The sequence below is a fragment of the Actinospineispora acaciae DSM 45401 genome, assembly GCF_000620785.1.
In the GTDB taxonomy this organism is placed as follows: Bacteria; Actinomycetota; Actinomycetes; order Mycobacteriales; family Pseudonocardiaceae; genus Pseudonocardia; species Pseudonocardia acaciae.
In genome coordinates this window covers 24,509-43,866 of sequence record NZ_JIAI01000025.1, presented here as the reverse complement: position 1 = coordinate 43,866, position 19,358 = coordinate 24,509, and the positions used below count along the sequence as shown (strand labels likewise).

The 19,358-nt window shown below is 71.3% G+C and carries 1 pseudogene (cut by both window edges); it reads right to left on the bottom strand.

Annotated features, from left to right (window positions below):
* Nucleotides 1–19,358, bottom strand: a pseudogene (locus tag N912_RS58855) (MFS transporter) (its annotated part extends past both window edges: 13,406 nt to the left, 19,679 nt to the right); the annotation flags it as partial.

Sequence of the window (19,358 nt, the reverse complement as noted above, 5' to 3'; positions counted from 1 at the left end):
CGAGGGTCTCCCAGTACTCCCAGCCGCCCATGGTGGAGGAGTCGGGGATGTTGGCGTGGATGCTGGTGATCAGAGTCAGGGTGTGCGCGCCGAGCAGCGCGACATGGAGCGATGTCCAGTTCTCGATGCGCCCTGACCAGCCACCGGGCAGTACCCGCAGCATCCCGATGTTGGCCCGGGTGGTCATGGCCATGGTGGAGGCCAACTTCAGCACCATGCCCATGGCCGGGGTGATCGCGGCGAACACCACCAGCGCGGCGCCGGCGGCCAGTCTCACTGCCCGGACCCGGTGGGCGGTCGGGGCGCCAGGGCGCCAGGGCGCGGCCAGCCTCTCCGGAAGGGTCCGGATTAGTGCCCACGCCGGGTGCCGCACGGCCGGGAACGTCCCGGCGATCAGGAGCAGCCCGGCCACGGTGGCCATCGGGCCGTCGCCGACGGCTATCAGCGCAACGGCGGTGAGGCCGGCGCCGAACAGTGCGCCGACCTTCAGGACGGTGCGCGCCCAGGCGGGCAGCCTGGTGAGCGCATCGCGGATGCGGTCGCGGTACAGCCATCCGACTAGCGCGGTGACGATCACGAGCACGGTCACGGCCAGCACCACGGCCGTGACTAGGCCAGCCGACGATGACCCGGGCACCGAGGCGGGCGGTCCGTGCGGGCTGTTGAGCACCGTGATCAGCCAGGAACCGATCGAGTCCGCCGCCTGGGCGGTGTCGTTGCCGGACAGCTGGTGGCCGCCGAGGTCGGCCATCGGCGCGATCGGGATCAAGCCCACCAAGGCCGTCGGCTCGGGACCGGGTTCGACACCGCGGGCCAGCCGCCGCTCGGCGTCCTCGGTGGTGAGCCCGCTGCCTGGGTCGCTGGCCATCGGGTGGTCGGCAGCGGGATTGGCCAGCTCGGCGAGCATGGACGCCAGGTCGGCGGGGGAGATGAGGATCCCGCGTTCGGCCAGCGCCCGCCGCAGGTCAGCCACCGGCAGCTCGGTGCCCCCCCGGGTGCGCAGCCAGCCGACCAGCCAGCGCAGGTCCTCGCGCACCCCGGAGGCATGTCCGACGAACTCAGCCACCCGGTCCGGCCCGGCGAACTGCAGGCCCTCGCCGTCCGGCTCACCCGCCAGAACGTGCAGTCCGCGTAGTCCGCCATCGGGGCTGACCAGGATCGCGAAGACCGGTGGCCCGCGCGCCAGCTGGATGGTGAGGTACCCGTCCCGGGCGGCGGCGACCGAACGGTAGCTGAGGATTCGGTCCATGCCGTGGTCGAGCACCACGACGACCTCGGATCCGGGCTCGATCGCCTCCCGCTCCACCGGCACCGCCGGCCGGGGCAGTCCGGGGACCACCAGTGCCGCCAGCCCATCCCGGATGATTATTGCGGTGACCGGCAGGTCATCCACCGTCACGATCCGTGGGGTCTGGTCGACCAGGTCCCGGTACGAGAGGATCAGTTGGGCGTCTACCAGGACCAGGCCGTCGCCCACGACGACGCCCGTGCCGCGACCGTCTTCGACGGTCACCTTGACCAGCGAGCCGAGGATCGAGCCGGGATTGCCGTCGTGCGGCACCGGGCGCCATCCCGCCGAGGCGGCAGGCGGGATCGCCTCGATCGAAACGCCCTCGACCCTCCAGTCCGGGGCGCCCTCGCGCAGGTGGTGGGGGTGTGCCCGCGCGGCGTCGCGGACGGTGTCCTCGTCAATGCCGAGTCGTAGCGCCAGTTCGGACGCCGGCTGGGGGTCGGTCGCAACGTGCTCGGCGAGCAGCGCGCCGAGCTGGGCGAGGTAGCGCTCCCGAACGTCGATGCGCTGCCGGCGCAGCGCCTCGTACCAGGCCCGCAACACCGCCGGCCACAGGTCGGCCGGAATGTCGGCCGGGTTCAGCCCGGCCAGCGCGGCCGCAGCGGTGTCCAGCTCGGCCAGTGCCTGGGACAGCCGGGCGCGATGTTGGTTTTCCTCGCTGTCGTCCTGGTTGAGCTGCCAGCCCTCCAGCTGCTGCGTGGCCAGCTGCCTCACCGAGTCGGCCGTCCGCCGTGCGTTGTCCACCAGCCGCCGTGCGTCCGCCGCGCTCACCGTGACCGGGGCGGCCTGGGCGTCCTCGGCCAGGGCGGCCAGCTCGGCGCGCACGCCGGGTTCGGATGGCAGGTGCTCCCACACGTCGTGGTCGGCCGCGTCCGGGTTGGCAAAGTGGGCCAGCTCGTGTGCTTCGGCGAAGATCCTGGTCCGAGTGCTGAGGCGGCTGATCCGCTCGACGAACAGCTCCCGGTCGGCCACCACCCGCCTGAGGGTGTGGTCGGCGAAGTACACCACCGTCACCGGCTCCAGCCCCAGCTCCAGCTCGGCCAGTCGACGTGCCACCCGCGCGTTGAGCCCGTTGGCCAGCTCGAATCCCACCCCGGCGTCGCTCCACCGCCACAACGGGCTGGCCGCCGCGAACTCCGCCGCGCTTGCGGTCGCGATTTCGTCCTTGTCCTCGTCTCGCATCTCGGCCACCACGTCGGCCACCACCGACGCATATCGCTCATCGGTCACCGGCTCCCCCCGCCGGTTCACCGCGATCAGGTGCCCACCGCCGGCCTGGGCGCGGCTTCGGGCATGCGCGAGCACGGCGGGCACCCAGCTGGACAGATCTTCGCCGCGGCGGCTCAGTGCGAGCGCCTCACTGAACCACAAGGGTTGCGGCTCGTCGGGTGATTGACCATCGAGGAGCGCTTGCGCCCTTGCCGCGGCCAGCGCGTACACCTGGCGGTAGGCCGCTTGTGGGGTGGGCCGGAGCTTGACCGCGACTATCCGGACCCCGTGCCCTCTCACCCAGTCCACCTCGGAGTCGCCAGCGCCGAGCTGGATCAGCAGCTTGACGATCTCCCGTAGGTGGGGCCCCGCCGGATCGCCGGCGCTGATGAGCAGCGATCCACCGACCCGCAACGACGCCATCATTTCGGCAAGGGCGCCAACCCGGGCTCCGGTGAACGCGTTGTACGGGAGATTCTGGCCGAACACCTCCGGGTAGTGCTCGGTGGGCAACGCGACCGCTGCGATGTCGGCGTGCGTGTCCGGTTCGGCCCCCTCGAAGTTGTTGAGCGCAACATCGAGCTCGCTCACGAATTGGTGGCCGCGCGCCCGCCCACCGCCCACCACCAGCCGTCCGCCGGTCAGGTGGTCACCGCGACCCTCATGCAGCGCCTGCAACCTGGCCAGCAGCAACCCGCCGACTATCCTGCCGGCGTCCTCGTCGAGGTGGACGTCCCGCACGTAGCTGAGCAGCCACACCCACCACTCGTCGAAGTCCGCCCACCCGGTCGCCTGGTACCGGAGCAGCTCCACGAGCATCCCCCGGGTGATCACCGCGACCCCTTCGGCGTGCCGGCCGGACATCACCAGCCGCCGCAGCGCGTCCAATACCTGGGGGATCTCGGCGCCTGCCATCCCGGCCGAGGCCAGCGCCGCGCCGATCTGTTCGAACTCCAGGTCCAACACCAGCACCGCCGTCGCGCCGCGCGGCATCTGATCCGTCATCTCTTCCAGCGGCCGCAGGTAGGACCGAAGCAGCCGCAATGCCCGGTCCACCAGCAACCGTTCCACGTCGGACTGCCTGCCGATGGCGACAGCGCTGCCGTAACCTCCGGTGGGACCGGTCAGCGCCGCGGTCGGGACACCGGTGTGCGGTTCATCCGTCGGTGTACCGGCGTCGGCGTCGACGTGTGTGCGCAGCGTTTCGGTGTTCGGGCCCGGCCCGGCCTCGGTCGTCGCCGGCGAGCGCGGGCGTCGCGTCCGGTGCCAGATCCGAACAGCGATCCAGGTCACGGCGATGACGGCGAGGACCGTGCCGACGATGATCTGGGCCACGTGGCTGGGAGTGTCGGAGAACTCGCCACCGACCAGGGCCAGCGAGCCGCCCCAGCGGTGGGCGTACTTCTTGACCAGGGCCGCCAGCCGGCTCGGCCGGTGCGCCTCGGCGGCCACCTTGAGTAGCGCCGCACGGGACGCGACGACGAGGCCGGTGTCGGCGTCGACGTGCTCGACCATGCCGACCACCCCGCCGATCCCGATCACTGGGGCACCGAGCGCCGGGTAGTCCAGCTCGGCGCGCAGCGTGAGGGTGGCCTTGCCCACCGCGATCACCGGGAGCCCGGCGTGCAGCCGCATGCCGGCGCCGTCATGGCCGACCACGAGCATCCGCTGCCCGGGCTGGACCGGCTCGTCGGACAGGGTGAGGTTCGGGGCCGGCCCGGGGGTGGCGGGCTTCTGGAACAACACGGCGGTCCCACTCGGCCGGCCGTGCAGGGAGCTGAACATCGCGACGGCCCGTTCGGCGAGCTCCGTGTGCTCGCCGTGGTCGGCCGGCTCGGTCGGGAGCACCCGGCCGACCGGGTCGAACCCGAGGGTGGCCGTGCCCATCTCGTCCGGCGAGGCGAACGCGCCCGGCGTACTCACCCACAGCCTCGGGCCGATCGCCCAGGCAACGCCGCGCGAGATGCCGCCGGAGCGGACCGGCAACACCGCGCCGTGGGGTACCGGGGCCGGCGTCCGCTCGCCCGGTCGCCGCGTGCGGGCCGTGGCGTCGCCGGCCGGGATCGTCGCGGCCACCGAGATGGCCAGCCGGAGGGCGTGGTCGCGGCGGGCACCGAGCATCCGGCCGGCGTGCCGTGCGCCGATCGGGTTGGCGCGCAACCAGACGTCCAGCTGTGTGAGCAGCTCGAATGCCCGATCCAGCGCGGTATGAGCCAGGGTGGAGTGGTTCTCGGCGACCCACCCGGCGGCCACGTCCAGCTCGAGGTAAGCCCTGTCCAGCGTGGCCCGCCACAGCGCTCGGTCCAGCGTGCGCGAAGTCCACTCCAGCGGGCCCGCCAGCTCGTCGAGCGGGTCGAATCGCGTCGGCCCGCCGGTCGGGCCGGTGCGTCCGATCCCGACCGGCCGGCCTGTCTTATCGAGGGCGAGCGTGGCGAGCACCTTGTCGACCGGCATGGCGTCGACGTCGAACCCGTCGGAGTCGGCGTGCCGTGCCACGCCCTGGTCGAGCGCCAGGCCGCCGGCGTGCCCGGTGACCAGCCAGAGCGGCTCGCCGGGGCGGACGGTGGCGGCGGGCGCCGCGGCGGGGTTCGGCAGGTTCGAGACGGCGAGCAGCGCGTAGTCGCCCCCGACCGGGGAGTGCACCGGCTCCCAGGCCAGTACGGGGCGGCCCCTGACGAGCGGTTCGCCGGGCACCGTGTCGTCGACCAGGTCCCTCGGCGCCAGCACCTGGGCGGTGTGACCGGCCGTCGCCGCCCGGATCACCAGGCCGTAGCCGGCCGGCCGGCCGGCGCGCGTGAGCCGCACCCACGGAGCCGCCGTGGCGGCGAACGGAGGCAGCCAGCCCGGCTGGTCCGCCGGGTGCACGCTCACCAGTCGGTGGACCCCGTCGCCCTGATCCTCGATGATCAGTCGCAGCCCGCTCCCCGACTCGGCGCTCCGTACCCAGAACACCTTCCTCGAACCGAACTGACCGATCGGTTCGCCGGCCTCCGACCACGCGCTGGCCAGCAGGGCATAGAACCGGTCGAGATCGCCGGTCCAGCCGTTGGTGCCCTCTATCACCAGCGAGCCGCTGTCGGGCGAGAAGAACGCCACGACGGGCGCGCCCTGGGAGTTCAGCAGCGGCCTCGCGCCGGCGCGGAGGGCCGAGGGGGGCGCGACAACCACCGTCATCGTCTCCGCCGCGACCCAGATCATGTCCGGCGACGACGCGACCGCCTCGACGACCATCTCCGGCGACTCGGCCAGCTCGGTGGCCAGCTCGGTGAGCTCGAGCCGATCGGTGCGCCGCCGGGCGAGCAGCGCCCGAACCCGGTCGGTGACCGCGCGATGCGCGGAGCTCGCGGCGGAGACGTCCGACACCACCACCATCGGCGGCCCGTCCGGTCCGTAGGCCAGCGCCAGCAGCGCGGAGCCCCGGACCGCCGCCCTGAGTGTGGGTTCGTCGAGGCCGAGCAGGATCATCACCACCGGTAGCGGCGCCCGCTGCCCCTGCATCTGGGCGAGAAGCCACAGGAGCCGAACCGCCGGTGACTCCGACGCCGCCGGATCCGCGATCCAGTAGGTATGGCTGACCTTCGCCGCTGTCGCGTTGATCGCCAGATCTCGCGCCGCTCGCTCCGGACCCGGGGGTGACCGGTGCCAGGCGCGCCGCGCATCCAGCACCCGTTGGGCGGCGGCGTTCAGGTGTTCGATGCGTGACAGGTGCCGTCGATCCGTCTCGCCCGCGAAATCGAGCGCGCCGCGGGCGGCGTCCAGGGCGCGCCCTATCGACTGGGCAGCGAACTTCTCACGCGTGCTCGGGTCATCGAGCAACGCGGTGGTCAGCAGCTCCAGCCGGCGGATGCGCTGCCGCACCTCGGTCGAGGTCCGATCGGTCCTCGCCTTCCACCGGGGCAGGTTCGCCCCGGTGCGGAGCTGGTAGTCCAGTAGCGCCTCGGCGAGCTGGTTGATCCGGGCGAGCAGCCGCCGGGCATGCTCGTGCTCGGAGCGCAATGCCGCGAGCCGGTGCGCCGGGTCCTCCGACTCGGTGAGGATTCGCAGCCAGGCGTCGACGTCGCGGCCGGCCGCGTGGTCGCGCCAGTCATCTAGCAGCGGCAGCAGCGTGGGATCGGTCTGGGCCAGCCGCTCGCGGCGCCGCTCGCGGTCGAGCCGATCCAACCGGTGCTCGTCGGCGCCGGTCTCGATCATCTGGAAGTCCAGCCACAGCTGATCAACCTCGCGAACGGCGGCCGCTTCGACGGCGTCGCGGACGTCGGCGAGGAAAGTGGTCTGGGCGCCGTGCTGTTCGGGCTTGCCCAACCGGTGGAGCGCGGCGGGCACCTCCGCGCCGACCAAGGAAGCTAACCGGCCGAATATCTTGAGCCGCAAGGGTTGGGCCTGCTGCTCGTGCCACTCCGGGTCCAGGTGCTCGTGCCCGGGATGGGCGTGGACTTCATGGAGGACGAGCTCGTGCTGAAGATCAGTCGTAAGGATTTCCCACCAGTCAATGGATAGGAATTTCGTGGGGTTGATCGAATAGCCGAGCGTGATGCTGGCCAGCTCATCGGGATCGATGTCGCTGTCGGGGTGGTTGCTGACGTACTCGGCGAGATCGCGCCGCAGTCGCGCGGTGGAGAACCACACAAACTCCCCGGGCACTCCGGCGGCCTGTGAAGAGCGTCGCGCCGCGGTCAGTCCAGAGAACACGGTTCGCAGGGCGCGTCGTTCGGGCTTAGTGAGCTCACGCAGCGCGAACTCGCCATCATCGCCGGCGGACGACTTGGCCTCCAGGCCACCCCGCATCACCTCGATCACCGTCGAGACAGAAGCCAGGATCGTTTCCACCGAGATATCGGCGCGCCAGGCCTGGAATTCCAGATCCGCACCGATCGCGGTGAGGGTGCGCAGCGCGGTGTTCGCCAGCCCCGCCGCCGTGCTGCCCTCGGCCGCTTCGTCCCGGATTCGCTGTACCAGGGTGACCGCGGCCGCGACGGAGGCGCCGGCACCGGCGAGCACCCCGCGAAGCTCACTGCGGCGCTCCGGGCGCGCGGCCAGGAACTCAAGATCCTCCTTCACCTCCGCCAGACGCTCCGTCACCTTGAGGCGGTCGAGCGCCTTGGCGAGCAGCGGCCGATGCGCGGCATAGAGCTCCTCGCCGGCGGCGGCCACCGCGGCGGCGAGCTGGTCCACGTCGGTGAAGGGGAACCACTTGGCGTCCTGGGCGTCATCCTCGCCGGTCACGTCCACCGGTGCGGACAGCACGAAAAGGCCCGCGAAAGTGACAACCCAGGCGAGGTCGGTGGCCCGCCAGTCATCGACATAGGTGCTGCCGAGGGTGGTCGGGTCGATGTTGGAGACGTCGACGCCGGTTTCCTCGCGTAGCTCCCGGACGAGGGCAGCCATTGCGGTCTCGCCGGGATCGATCATCCCGCCGGGGATCGCCCACACACCGTTGTCGCTGCGCTGGATGAGCGCCACCTGCCGTTGCCGGCCGACGCCGGCGACCACGATCGCGTCGACGGCGGCGTTCTCGCCCCATTTGCCGAGGTTGCGGCCGGTCCGGCCGGTGCGGCCGGTCGGGTTGAGTGCCAACCCTCGCCAGGTCAGCTTGAAGGGGATCAGCGCGGCGGCCAGTCGTTTCCGCCATTCGGCGGGCGATAGGTCGGAGGGGCGGCTGCGCAGCTCCGCCCATGCGGCCGCGACCTTGGTGGCCAGCCCGGCCGGACGCAGCTCCTCGGGGGTGATGTCTACCGGTCGATAGCCCCGCCAGCGCACCGACCACGGGCGTCGGGCCTCCGGAACCTCGGTCCCGGGGTGGTCGACCGGAGCGTAGTCGCCGGACTCCCGGCCCTGGGTGATCGCGCGCAGCCCGACCAGCACGGCGACCGTGGCGGCCAGCCCGGCCACGGTAACCGCGAGGGGCACGACCCCGCCGGCCAGCATGGTGACCCCGACGACCAGCGCCGTTCCGCCGGCCAGGAGCAGCCAACGGGGCGGGCCACGCGCCTGCCGGACGAAGCGCAGCGTGTGCAGGGCACCCCAGCCGACCGCGGCCACCACGGCTCCGAGCAGCAGCGGCATCGGTGCGTCATTGCCGAGGACGGCGAACCCGACAATCGCCAGCAGCATCCCACCGAACACGCCCACCAGCGCCCGGACGCCGCCAGCCCGGTAGAGCTTCCAGGAGCCGATCAGCACGGCCCCGAACAAGACCGCCGCTCCCAGCAGCGGCGTCCCTGTCACCGCCAGGCTCAAGGCCGGGCCGACCGCGATGGCCGGCGACGCGGTCAGCAGCAACAGCGCCATCACCGGGCCCAGCAGCAGGCCAACCCGGATGGCCGACCGCGCCAGCAAGGTCCTCGGCATCCGCAGACCACGGATCGACCCGCCGAGCGCCGACACCAGCTCCGACAGTCCACCGCGCTGCTCGTCCGTGCGCCAGCCGGCCAGCAACGCGCCGGCGGTCGGAGCCGAACCTGTGGCCTGTGGTAGTGCGTGGGCTTGGATGAGGTAGCGCAGGATCAGATAGCCCAGGCTGATCGCGAGCACGGCGGCTAGCGCGTGGGTGAGCGTCAGGTGGGCCAGCCATTCCGGCAGCAAGCCCCTATGGTTGCCGTCAAACCCGGCCACTCCGTTGTTGCCGAGGAAAAGGCCGCCCAGTTGCAGTGTCGGGCCGGTTCCAGTGCCCCGGTCTTTGGGGTGCTCTTCGCCGTTGCTGTCGGTGGTGTTGTTGGGCGCGGTGAGGCGGCGGGCGGCTGTGTGTTGTTTGGCGCGTTCGGAGAGCTCCTTGGTGGATGGTATTTCCCTTTTCGGGCGTTTCGGAAGGCCGTAGTTCCGAAAACCTTGACTTAACGTGTTGGGCTTGGTTCCGGTTTTCCTGGCGATAGCGGGGAAGGAGAGGCCGCTGCCCCAGTGCAGGGCGAAGGCCTCCACGTACTTCGCGCGTTTGCGTCCTAGTTGTCTTCGCAGTTGGGTGAGGACGGTGGCCATCAGCTCTTGGTCGGTCGCCAACCGCTGGGCCAGCTCACTAGTCAACTCGACCCGTTGTGGTTCGTCCGGCCTGGCCTGGATCCGGATGTTGACGAACAACGCCACCGCCATCAGGGACGCCGAATGCTGCGGTGACAGCAGCAGCAGTGGCAGGGCGCCGCGCGCGATACCCAGGCCGAGCATCTGGGGCGGGCCGCGTTCGGACCAGGCCCGCGCCGCCTTGCCGGCCAGCAGCATGGAGCCGACAGCGAGCAGCAGCCCCACGGCCAGTACCACGGCCGGGTGACCAGCCACGGCCGAGGCGACGAGCCCGATGACCGCCCCGACCAGCGCCCAGCGCAGCTGGATCAGATGCCGGGTTCCCCACGGCCGTATCGGGCTGAGTCCGAGCGCGAGCCAGCGCCGGCCCGTCGTGCCAAGCGCGCGGATGCCCGGCCAGGCGGCGTGCACCGCGCCGACCAGCGCACCGACCGCGGTCGCCACCGATGCCGGCCAGCCCAGTGCCGCCAGCCCGCCGGCCATGCCGCCCGCGGCCAGGAACACCCCGGCTATTTCTAGGGTGGTGGGTGAGCTTTCCCGCGTGCGGTTGGCGAAGTGGTTCAGGATGGCCCGGATCACTCCGAATGCCAGCACCGCGAGGATGCCGGCGGCCGCCGCGACCATCACGGCGTGGGCCGCCCCGAAGCCCAGGTGCGGGCCCAGCACGGCGACCACGGCGATCAGCACACCGAGACCGACCGCGAACGGTGCCGCCTGGGCGGTCGTGCCACCGGACCCGGACCCCGACGTGCCGTCTGAGGCGTCACCGTCATGCGCCGACGCCTCGTGGCTCTCCGCGCCGTGATCCTGGCCGGTGTGGTGCTTGGTCGAGGGCTGACGGGTCCGGACGACGTAGCCCCGGTCGTCGGCGTCGGCCAGGCTCCGAGCCAGCTCGTCACCGGTGTCGTTCGGGCCGGCGTCGAGCAGGCGCCGCCAGTCCGTCCAGCCGTGTGGCAGCGCGGCCGCGAACATCTCGCGAGCCAGCGCCATACCCGAGGGCCTGCCCACGCCGCGCGATCCGCTCAGCACCCGAGACAAGGCACCGCGCGCGCCTGGCGCCCGCGCGGTGAGGCCCTCGAGCACCTCACGCATCGCCTCCGGCACGCTGACGATATGAGTGGTGCGATTTCCTGCGGACTTCGTGGTCACATCGAGGAGGCCCAGTTCGGAGAGGAGCGCCAACCAGTGATAGACCGCCGGCATCCCCGGTAGTGCTTGCACCACTTGCTTTCCCGTTACCGGCGTCCCGATCTTCAGAAGTTCGTCGAACAGTCGTCGCGGCGCGTGGGGGTGAACGATTAGCCGGTGGTCGGCGCTCGGTGATCGGCGCAGCAGGGCCTTGAACACGTCGAGCTCGAAGCGGTCTTTCCTCGCGTGGGATATCCGCACGTCCCTCAGAGCCGCGCGTCCCGGCTCGGTCAGTCGGTACACCCCGTTGACGACCATCAGGAAAGAGGCGTCCGTCAGGGCCTCTGCTCCGAGGGCCGCCAACCCTTCGCCGAGTTCCTCGACCGGGATGCCGTCCGGTTCGGCGGCGACCGCCTGCAGGATGTCCAGGTAGCTGACCCGCATCTCGGGCAGGAAAGCGTAGGGCAGGGCGGCGGCCAAGCGCGCCAGCGCTTGCCAGGTCGGCTCGTTCCACAACGCGGGTTGTGCGTCCAGCAGCATTCTCAGTGCGCCCCGACGAGGCCCGTCCGTAGCCGCCCACTCCATCAGATCCACGGTCCACTCATAGGTGCTGTACACGTCGCCACCGCGGCCGGTGCGCAGCATGCCGACCCGCGCGAGATCAGCCAGGATCCGTGCCCCCGTCGGCCCCAGCCTGGGCAGTTGGTTCGGTGCCACCCCGGGCCGCTGCGCCACCGCGCGCAGAATCATCTCGAGGCTGGCGATCCCGGGCCGCGCCCCCCTGGGCAGCGCCTGGATCATCTCCTGTACGAGATCTTCGACGTGCTCCTTGTACGGCCGGCGATCTCTTGTGATGAACGCCGGGTCGACTGGTCCTGGCCAAGCAGGGAGCACCGTCAGGCCGGCCGCACCGGAGGTACGCGACGAGTTCGCGGCATGATCCGTCGATTCGAAGGCAGCTAGCCTGCGCCACGCCTCGTCCAGCCACCGGGCCAGCCGGACGTCCGGCTTCCCGACCGGCAGCTCCGCGACGGCCCGCGCGGCGTCGGACAGCAGGCCGGAGATCAGTTCGAGCTCACCCGGTGGCAGCTCGCCGTTGCCCCAGCGGCGCTCTGCCTCGGCCAGCTGCTCGAGGGCGTTCAGCAGCGCGAGGGTCGCCCGGGCGTGCGCATCGTGGCCGGTGGCGGGCGCGTTCCGCTCATGGTTGATCACCAGCGCCCGCTGTGCCTTGTTGTACCGGTTCCACCTGTGCCCAACCACGTAAATGGTGTCGCCCACCCGGAAGGCGATCACCTTGCTGGCCACCTCAGCGCCGACCCGCTCCGCCAGGCGGGACTCGGAGACCATCCGCACGTTCGGCGGCGGCCCGCGTTCGGTCGACCAGCCGTACGCATCCGACCGCACCCGCCGCGACGGCAGGCTGGGCAACGCGTCCTTGACGTCGGCTCGCTGGTCGGGCGTCAAGCCCTCGTCCAGCGCATGATCATGCCAACCGAGGTGTTGGAGTTCCGGGTGCAGGTAGCCCACCGAGGCGACCAGGTCGGCCCGGGCGAACAGCTCCGCGGCCTGCTCCAAGTCCGACCGTCCGTGCGGCCCGCCGAGCTGGGGTGCCAACACGATCATCATCGCCAGGTCGCCGATCGGGGACAGCCAGCCGGCATAGGCCGCGAGCACCGACAGCGCCGCTCCCGTTGCGGCCCCGCCGAGCGCGGCGACCACGGCCGTCACTGACCGGCGAGGGGCACCGGAACGCAGCACGATCCCCGCCAGGACGGTGACCGCGGCGAGGGTCGTCGCGGTGGCCGCGACCAGGAAGCCCTGCCCGGTCGTCACCGCCGTCAGGACGCCGAACAGCGCCCCACGGATGGCGTCCCCGAGCGGCATGCCCATGGGGCTCGTCCGCACGGGCCGGAGGTGCTTCGGCGGCGACCGCCCCGGGTGCAGCTGGTCGTAGAGCCGGACGAGAGCCCACAGGACGGCGACCCCGAGCAGGCCGAGGACCGTACCGGGCAGGGTGAACCAGCCCAGCACCGCGGCACCGAGCCCGCCAGCCAGCCAGGCCGCCCGGCGCGAGGCGGCCGTCTCGACGTCGGCCCGCAGCCGTCCCAGCCAGGCACGGATTACCGTGCTCGGGTGCACCGGCCGGGGCCGGGGCGCGATCACCAGCCGCAGCCACGGTTGCTGGGTCTTCTGCTGGATGTGCCTGAGTTGGGCGCGCAGTCGTTGGACCCGCGACTCGGCGTCGGGGCTGTGTTCGGAGACGTTCAACGGCGGCCCCCCGATCTCATCCCACTCCGTCGCCCAGAACCTGACTCCCCAGGCGTACTTCCGCAACGCCACCTTGGCCTCGTTCACCTTGGCGGCCAGCCGCTGGGTCGCCAGCAGGTAGAACTGGGCCAACACCCTCGGCGTCACCTCGCGGACCCGCTGGGCCACGATCACACCGGTGTCCGCGCCGCCGACCGCCCGGAAGTGGATGTCCAGCGGTGTCGCGCCCAGCTCCCGCAGTAGGCGTGACAGCTCGGTGACCACCCGTCGGTCCTCGCCGGTCTCGATGATCAGCTGGCCGCCCACCAGCAGCGCCGCGACCATCTCGGTGAGCGTGCCGATCCGGTGGCCCACCAGCTCGGCGTCCCCCAGAGGTGCCGCGACGTAGATCAGCCTGAAGCGCTTCGTGGGCAGGCCCTCGACCGCGACGCTGTCCAACTCGACAAGGCGGACCGTCTCGCCCTCGACCCGCCCACCGCTCCGGTGGCGCGGCGCCACCCGTGACTTCGGCAGATGGCGCAGCGCCAGCCGGGTCACCGCCACCGCGACAATGACCACCACCAACGGGTTGGTCAGCACGGCCATGACACCGTCGAGCCAGGAGTCGGACAGGTCGACCGTTCCTTCACCGCCCGACTGGGCCTCGGCCACGCCTTCGCCGCGGACCGCGCCGTAGATCCACAGACCCAACCCCGCCAGCGCGGCCAGGCCATTCCCGCCGATCGTTGCGGCGGACGCCCGGTTGAGCGGCCTGGAGATCCAGGAACCCGGGCTTGGTGGGTCGCGTCCGGTGATCACCCAGGTCAGTACCGCCAGTGCGGTCGTCGCGGCTAGCTGGACCGGCGGTGCCAGCCCAGCGGTCAGCTGCCAGCCGCCCCAGCCGGCCAGCCCGGCCAGGCCGCCCCGTGCGGTCGGCGAGCCGCCCAACACCAGCAGTACTCGCGCGGCCAGGCCACGCAGCCAGGTCCAGAATCGTTGCCACCGCCCGGCTCGGGCCGCCGATGACCCGGGCATCGAGGCGTGATCGATGCTGACGATCAGCTCGGCCGTCCGCTGGGTGAGCTTGTTCAGCGTGGCGCGGTCGATGTCCCGCTTGTCCAGGTCGGCGAGCAGTTCGCGCAGCGCGTCGGCTTCGGGGCCGTCGTCGGTTCCGGGGGCGCCGGCCAGCCGGCCGGCCACGCCGACGTGGCGGTCGGTGAGCAGTGCGACGAGGTCGGCGCGCCGCTGCGCGTCCGACCGCTCCCGCCAGGCCCGCCGGTCGGCCCGGTCGGCGTTGACCAGCCGGGCGGCCTGCCACCACCGCGCGCCCTCGGCGCGGGCCAGGTAGAAGGCGAACCGGTGCAGCAGCTTACGGCCGTCCTCCCCCGCGGCGTCCAGGTCGAGGGTGTTGCTCTTCAGCGCCTGGGCGAACGTGGGCAGTGCCTCGGTGTCCACGACGTAGTCGCCCACGACCGTGTAGCGGTCCGACGAGAGGGCCAGGTCACGGATCCGGGTCCGGTCGCGGTCGCCGTCGCGCACCCGCAGCATGGCCGCGTGCTCCGGGGCGAGCGCGCGGCCGATCCGGTAGTCGCCGACCAGCCGTCGGACGTCGCGGCCGCGCAGCAGCACCGCCGCCCCGATCACCACGGTGAGCGCGGTGATGGCACCGGCCACCTGCATCAGCGCCACCCCGCCGACCTGCTCGCCGAGCGGCCCCAACAACATTGCACCGATCGCGTCGCCGCCGGACGCCGCCGCCGCGTAGAGCCCGGAGACCGTGCCGAACACCTCTTTGCCGACCGACTGCCGCACGTAGTTGTCGATCCCGAGGCTGTAGACGCTGGATGCGACGCCGGCCGCGACGAGCGCCACGGCGGCGGCCGGGATGCTGGGCATCAGGCCGGCGGCGACGGAGAACAGGCCGAAGAGCACCCCACCGACGAACACCACCCGCAGGTGGAACCGGCCGTGCTGCAACCTGCTCACGACCGTGCCGATGAACGCCCCCACCCCCACGCCCGCGAACAGCAGGCCGTGGCTGCCGGGCCCACCGCCGAGGCCGTTCATCGCCAACAGCGGCAGGGTCACCTTGAAGCCGAACCCGGTGCCGGACACGACCGCGGCCATCACGAACAGGATGGGAAGCGCCCTGATCCCGGCCACCTGGCGCGCCGCGACGACCACGCCGCCGGGCTTCTGCTTCGCCGCGACCTCGTGCAGATCCTCCCGGTTGATCAGCTTCAGCGCGACCAACACGGCGGCGAAGCTGGCCGCGTTGAGCAGGAACGCCGGCCCGTTGCCCACCCAGCCGACCAGCGCCCCGGCGATCATGGGACCGATCATCATCCCGACGTGGTTCGCGGCCGAGAGCGTTGCATTTGCCTTGCCTTGCAAGGTCTTCGGTACCAGCGAGTTGACCAGCACCTTCTGGACCGGCCGGTTGATCGCGGCCCCCGCGCTGCCGAGGAGCGCCGCGCCGTACACCAGCCCGTACATCAGCGAGGTGGGGAACAACCCGTTCACCGCCACCGCCCCGGCCAGCACCAGCGCGGCAACCACCTGCACGGCGTTGGCACGCGACGCCAGCCGGATCGGGTCGAACCGGTCGGCGAGCACCCCGCCCAACAGCGACAGCGCGATCCACGGAACGGCCTGCACGGCGACCATGACGCCCAGCGCGGTCCCGTTGTTGTTGGTCACGTCGAGGACCAGCACCCCCTGGGCGATGCGCGCCGCCCAGCTGCCGGTCACCGAGATCGCCTGCCCGGTGAAGAACAGCCGGAAGTTCCGGTGGCGCCCCGGTGCGTCCGCCTTGTCCTTGCCGGTCCGCGCCGCGCCTGCCCTGCTCGGCGCGGTGCCTGACCACGGCCGTCGCGCCAGCGAGGTCACGGCGACAACACCCGCCGCCGCGCCCGCGAGCCCCGGGAGCGCCTGCGCCGGTGGGGCGCCTACCACGCCGGTCCAGCCGGCGGTCAGCAACCCGGCGGTGAGCATGGTGAGCAGCACCGGTGGCCCACGGGCCGTGATCGACCACCAGAACAGTCCGAGCACGCCGGTCACCACCGCGCTCACCAGCGCCCCCGCCGTGGCGCTCAGCGGAGCCGGCCAGCCGAGCACGACGAGCCCGGCCAGCCCGCCGAGGGCAACCAACGCGAGCCCGAACCCATGAGCCAAGGACATCGGCGCCCGCCGGCCGGCACCGACCTCGGCGAAAAGCCCCCGCTCCGCTGTCCCGGCCAGCCCCGCAAGCACGCCGGCCGACCACCGCGCCACGACCCCGGCCAGGCGCACGCCCAGCACCCCGATCTCGGCCAGGCCGGCCCGGTAGGTGGCCCCCAACCTGCCCCGCGACAACAGAACCACGACGAGGGCACCCGCCACCGCCACCCACACCGTGCTCGCCCCGGCCGGCGCCGACGCGGTGACCTGACCGGCCACCGCCGGCATGGTCAGCACGAACAGCATCACGACGACGACCAGCCCGACCACCGCCACCCGGCCCACCACACGCAGGACCGACCTCAACCACGAGCCCAGGACGCGCCACACCTGCCACCCCGGCGACGCACGCGACCGATGAGGTCCGGCGTGGTCGGCCGACCCGGCATCGAAGCCGGCGGCGTCCGCGCGTGAGTCTCGCGACTCAGCCTCATCCGCCGTGCGTTGCCGGAGCTTGCCGGTCACCCAGTGGATGACGAGGCCGACGGCGCCCGCCAGGGCGATGCCGAGCACCGCTTCGGCCATACCGGCGGGCAGCTGCCCGGCCAGCTGGATCACCAGCGGCAGCGCCATCAGGGTCGTCAGCGGGGAGAGTCGGGCGACGTCCCCCGGTCCAGGCCCCTGGTCTTTGCGGTGCTCGTCGCCGTTGATGTCGGTGGTCTTGGCGGTGTTGTCGGGTGGGGTGCGGTGGTGGGCGGCCGCTTGTTGGGTGGCGCGTTCGGACAGCTCCTTGCCGCTTAGGCCGGAGACGAGGGCGGCGGCCACCAGGCCTGGGTCGAGGTCGAGTGTGGTAGCGATCTGTTCGCCGTCGAGCCCCTCGCGCCAATGGGCGACCACCCTCGGTTTGACCTCGTCGAAGTAGGCCCGATCCTGGACATCGAACCGGACGCCTTGCGGGCGGGTGCGGACGTTGTAGCCGGACCGGCGCAGCACGTTCTCGACGGTGGTGTGGTGTTGGCCGATGTAGGCCGCGATCATTCGGAGGCCCCAGCCCTCCTCGTTGTAAAGGCGTGACCACTCAGCGGCCTGTGGGTGTTGGCGTGTGCTGGTGGATCGGTCTGTCTGCCGGGTGGGGTCGGCCCGGAGGGCCGCCTTCTTGAGCACGGTGTAATGCCACTCCCGCGCGGCGGTGACCGGATAGGCCAACAGGGACTCGGAGCGGTTCAACAGCTCGGCCAGGGCGAGGTCCCCGACCGTGTTCCTTGGCCTCGCGAGTGCCTCCAGCAGCCCACGCCCCAGCTCGGTCAGCCGGTAGGGGCCATCTCGAACGACGATTTGTGCTTCGGACAATGAGCCGAGCCTCCACTGCAACTCCGTCGCCGTCATGCCGAGCTTCGCGGCGACCTCGGGTACGGACGGGGGTTCGTCAGCACTCCAATACAGGAGCCGCAGCAGCCACCCCCAGTCGTACCGCTGCACGTGGTCGTCCAGGCTCGCGCGCGGGACCGTCGCGTCCGGAGCCTTCTCGACCGCGTCGCTCTCGACGACGGGCGTGCGCGACGGTCGGCCATGCTCGTCGAGTAACCGGATGATGTCCGCGGCGTCGTCGGGGTGGCTGAGTCCAAGGGCCTCATAGAGCAGGCGGGACCGGTGGAAGTCGATCACCGGAGCTATCAGCCGATCGAGGAGGCCGGCCTCACGCAGCGCATCCAGCTTGGGTTTGAAGATCATCACGGCGTTCGGCTTGCCCTGGCCGCGGTCTTCCCAGTAGTACCCGTCCACTCGGGCCAGGAGGTCGACGATCCCGGCGGCCACGAACTCGGTGACGATGATCGGCTCGTCTATCGGCAGCTCGAAGATCAGCACTTTCCCGTGCCGCCGCCATGTGCCCAGGCCGAGCTCGTCGACCCGCGCCAGCACCGCTGGCAGTTGTTCCGCCTCGTGGTCGGTGAGGTCATGGGTATCGCCCCGGACCACCGCCGCTGCACCACGCACGCCCGAGAGGGCAGGGCCACTTCTCGAGCGCGGTTGTTTGCTGAACCAGTCCGGCCAGGCCCGTAGTTGTTGGTGCAGCCGCTCGACGAGGGTGTCGTTGTCGTGGTCATGCTTGCTGGTGGTGTGCTCGTCGCGGGCCAGGTGGAAGTTCCACTCGTGCCGCAGGAAGTCCACCCACCAGGCCCGGAACTCCGGGTCCAGCTCGATCAACAGGTTGATGAGGGCGGCGACGCGCGCCGGCACGAGGATCTTGCCCTCGGCTGGGTCCGCGCCGGCCGGCCGGCGCGCGTGGCCGAGCAGCAGACCGCCCAGCGGTGCCTCGTCGATGATGTGTACGAGGCCGGTCAGATCGAGCTCGGGCCGGCCGGGGGCCGGTACCGGCTCGGCGGTCAGCTGCCGGTAGGTGTTGCCCATCGGCCGGGCCTGGCCCTCTAGCCGATCAACCTCGGCCTCGGGCAGTTTGTCCTGGACCTGCGCGCCGGTGAGGCCGACGACCAAGCCGCCACCGCCGGCCGAGCCGCCATTGGTCAGCGAATTCAGGCCAAGTTTGCCCAGGCTAAACGGCACCAATATGGTGGCCGCCGCGAGAATGCCACCGCGAATCAGTAGGACCACGACGACTAAGGTGATGGCTAGCCCCAGCGCTCCGTATGCGACAGCTCTGCGTCGCGAAGTGCCAAAGAGCGTGGATCTAAGCTTTTCACCGATGGTGTATGAGTACACCGTCGGGATCGGGAAGTTGCTCGGTGCCTGCTCGACCGGGCGCCAGTCGCGCATGACGTCAAGCTCGAATTGGGCGAACAGCCGCTCCCGTTCATCAGCGGCCGGATCGCGGAGTACCTCGGTGGCCCGCTGTGCCTCCGCAAAGTAGGCTTCAGCCAGGTAAGCGTTGCGCTCGGTCTGCGCCGGGTCGGATCCAGGGGACCGATCCGCTACGTGGACACGTTCATGGAAGAGTTCCTGGGCGAATTTCCGCAGCGCTTCGTCAGACTCGCCTGCCCTCACAATTGTGCTCCACGGAATCTGAATGCCGTGATCATGTGAGAATGCCGCCGCCCACGCTAGACCACGCCGCCGGTAAAAGGTGCGGTCGGACAATACGTTGATCACGATGGTGCCCGTCGCTGCCTGCAGCCACCGTTCGGGGCCGAGTTCGACGCTCCACGAGTGTGCCTCGCGGAATACTCGGTGCATCAGAGCCTCGGATTCCTCATCCAGACTGCCGTGGACGATCACCACGAACGACAGCTGCGGGTCAGACCGCAGCGACTCGCCTGCGCGCAGCCGCCTCACCGCGCCCAACGTTGGCCCAGGAAGC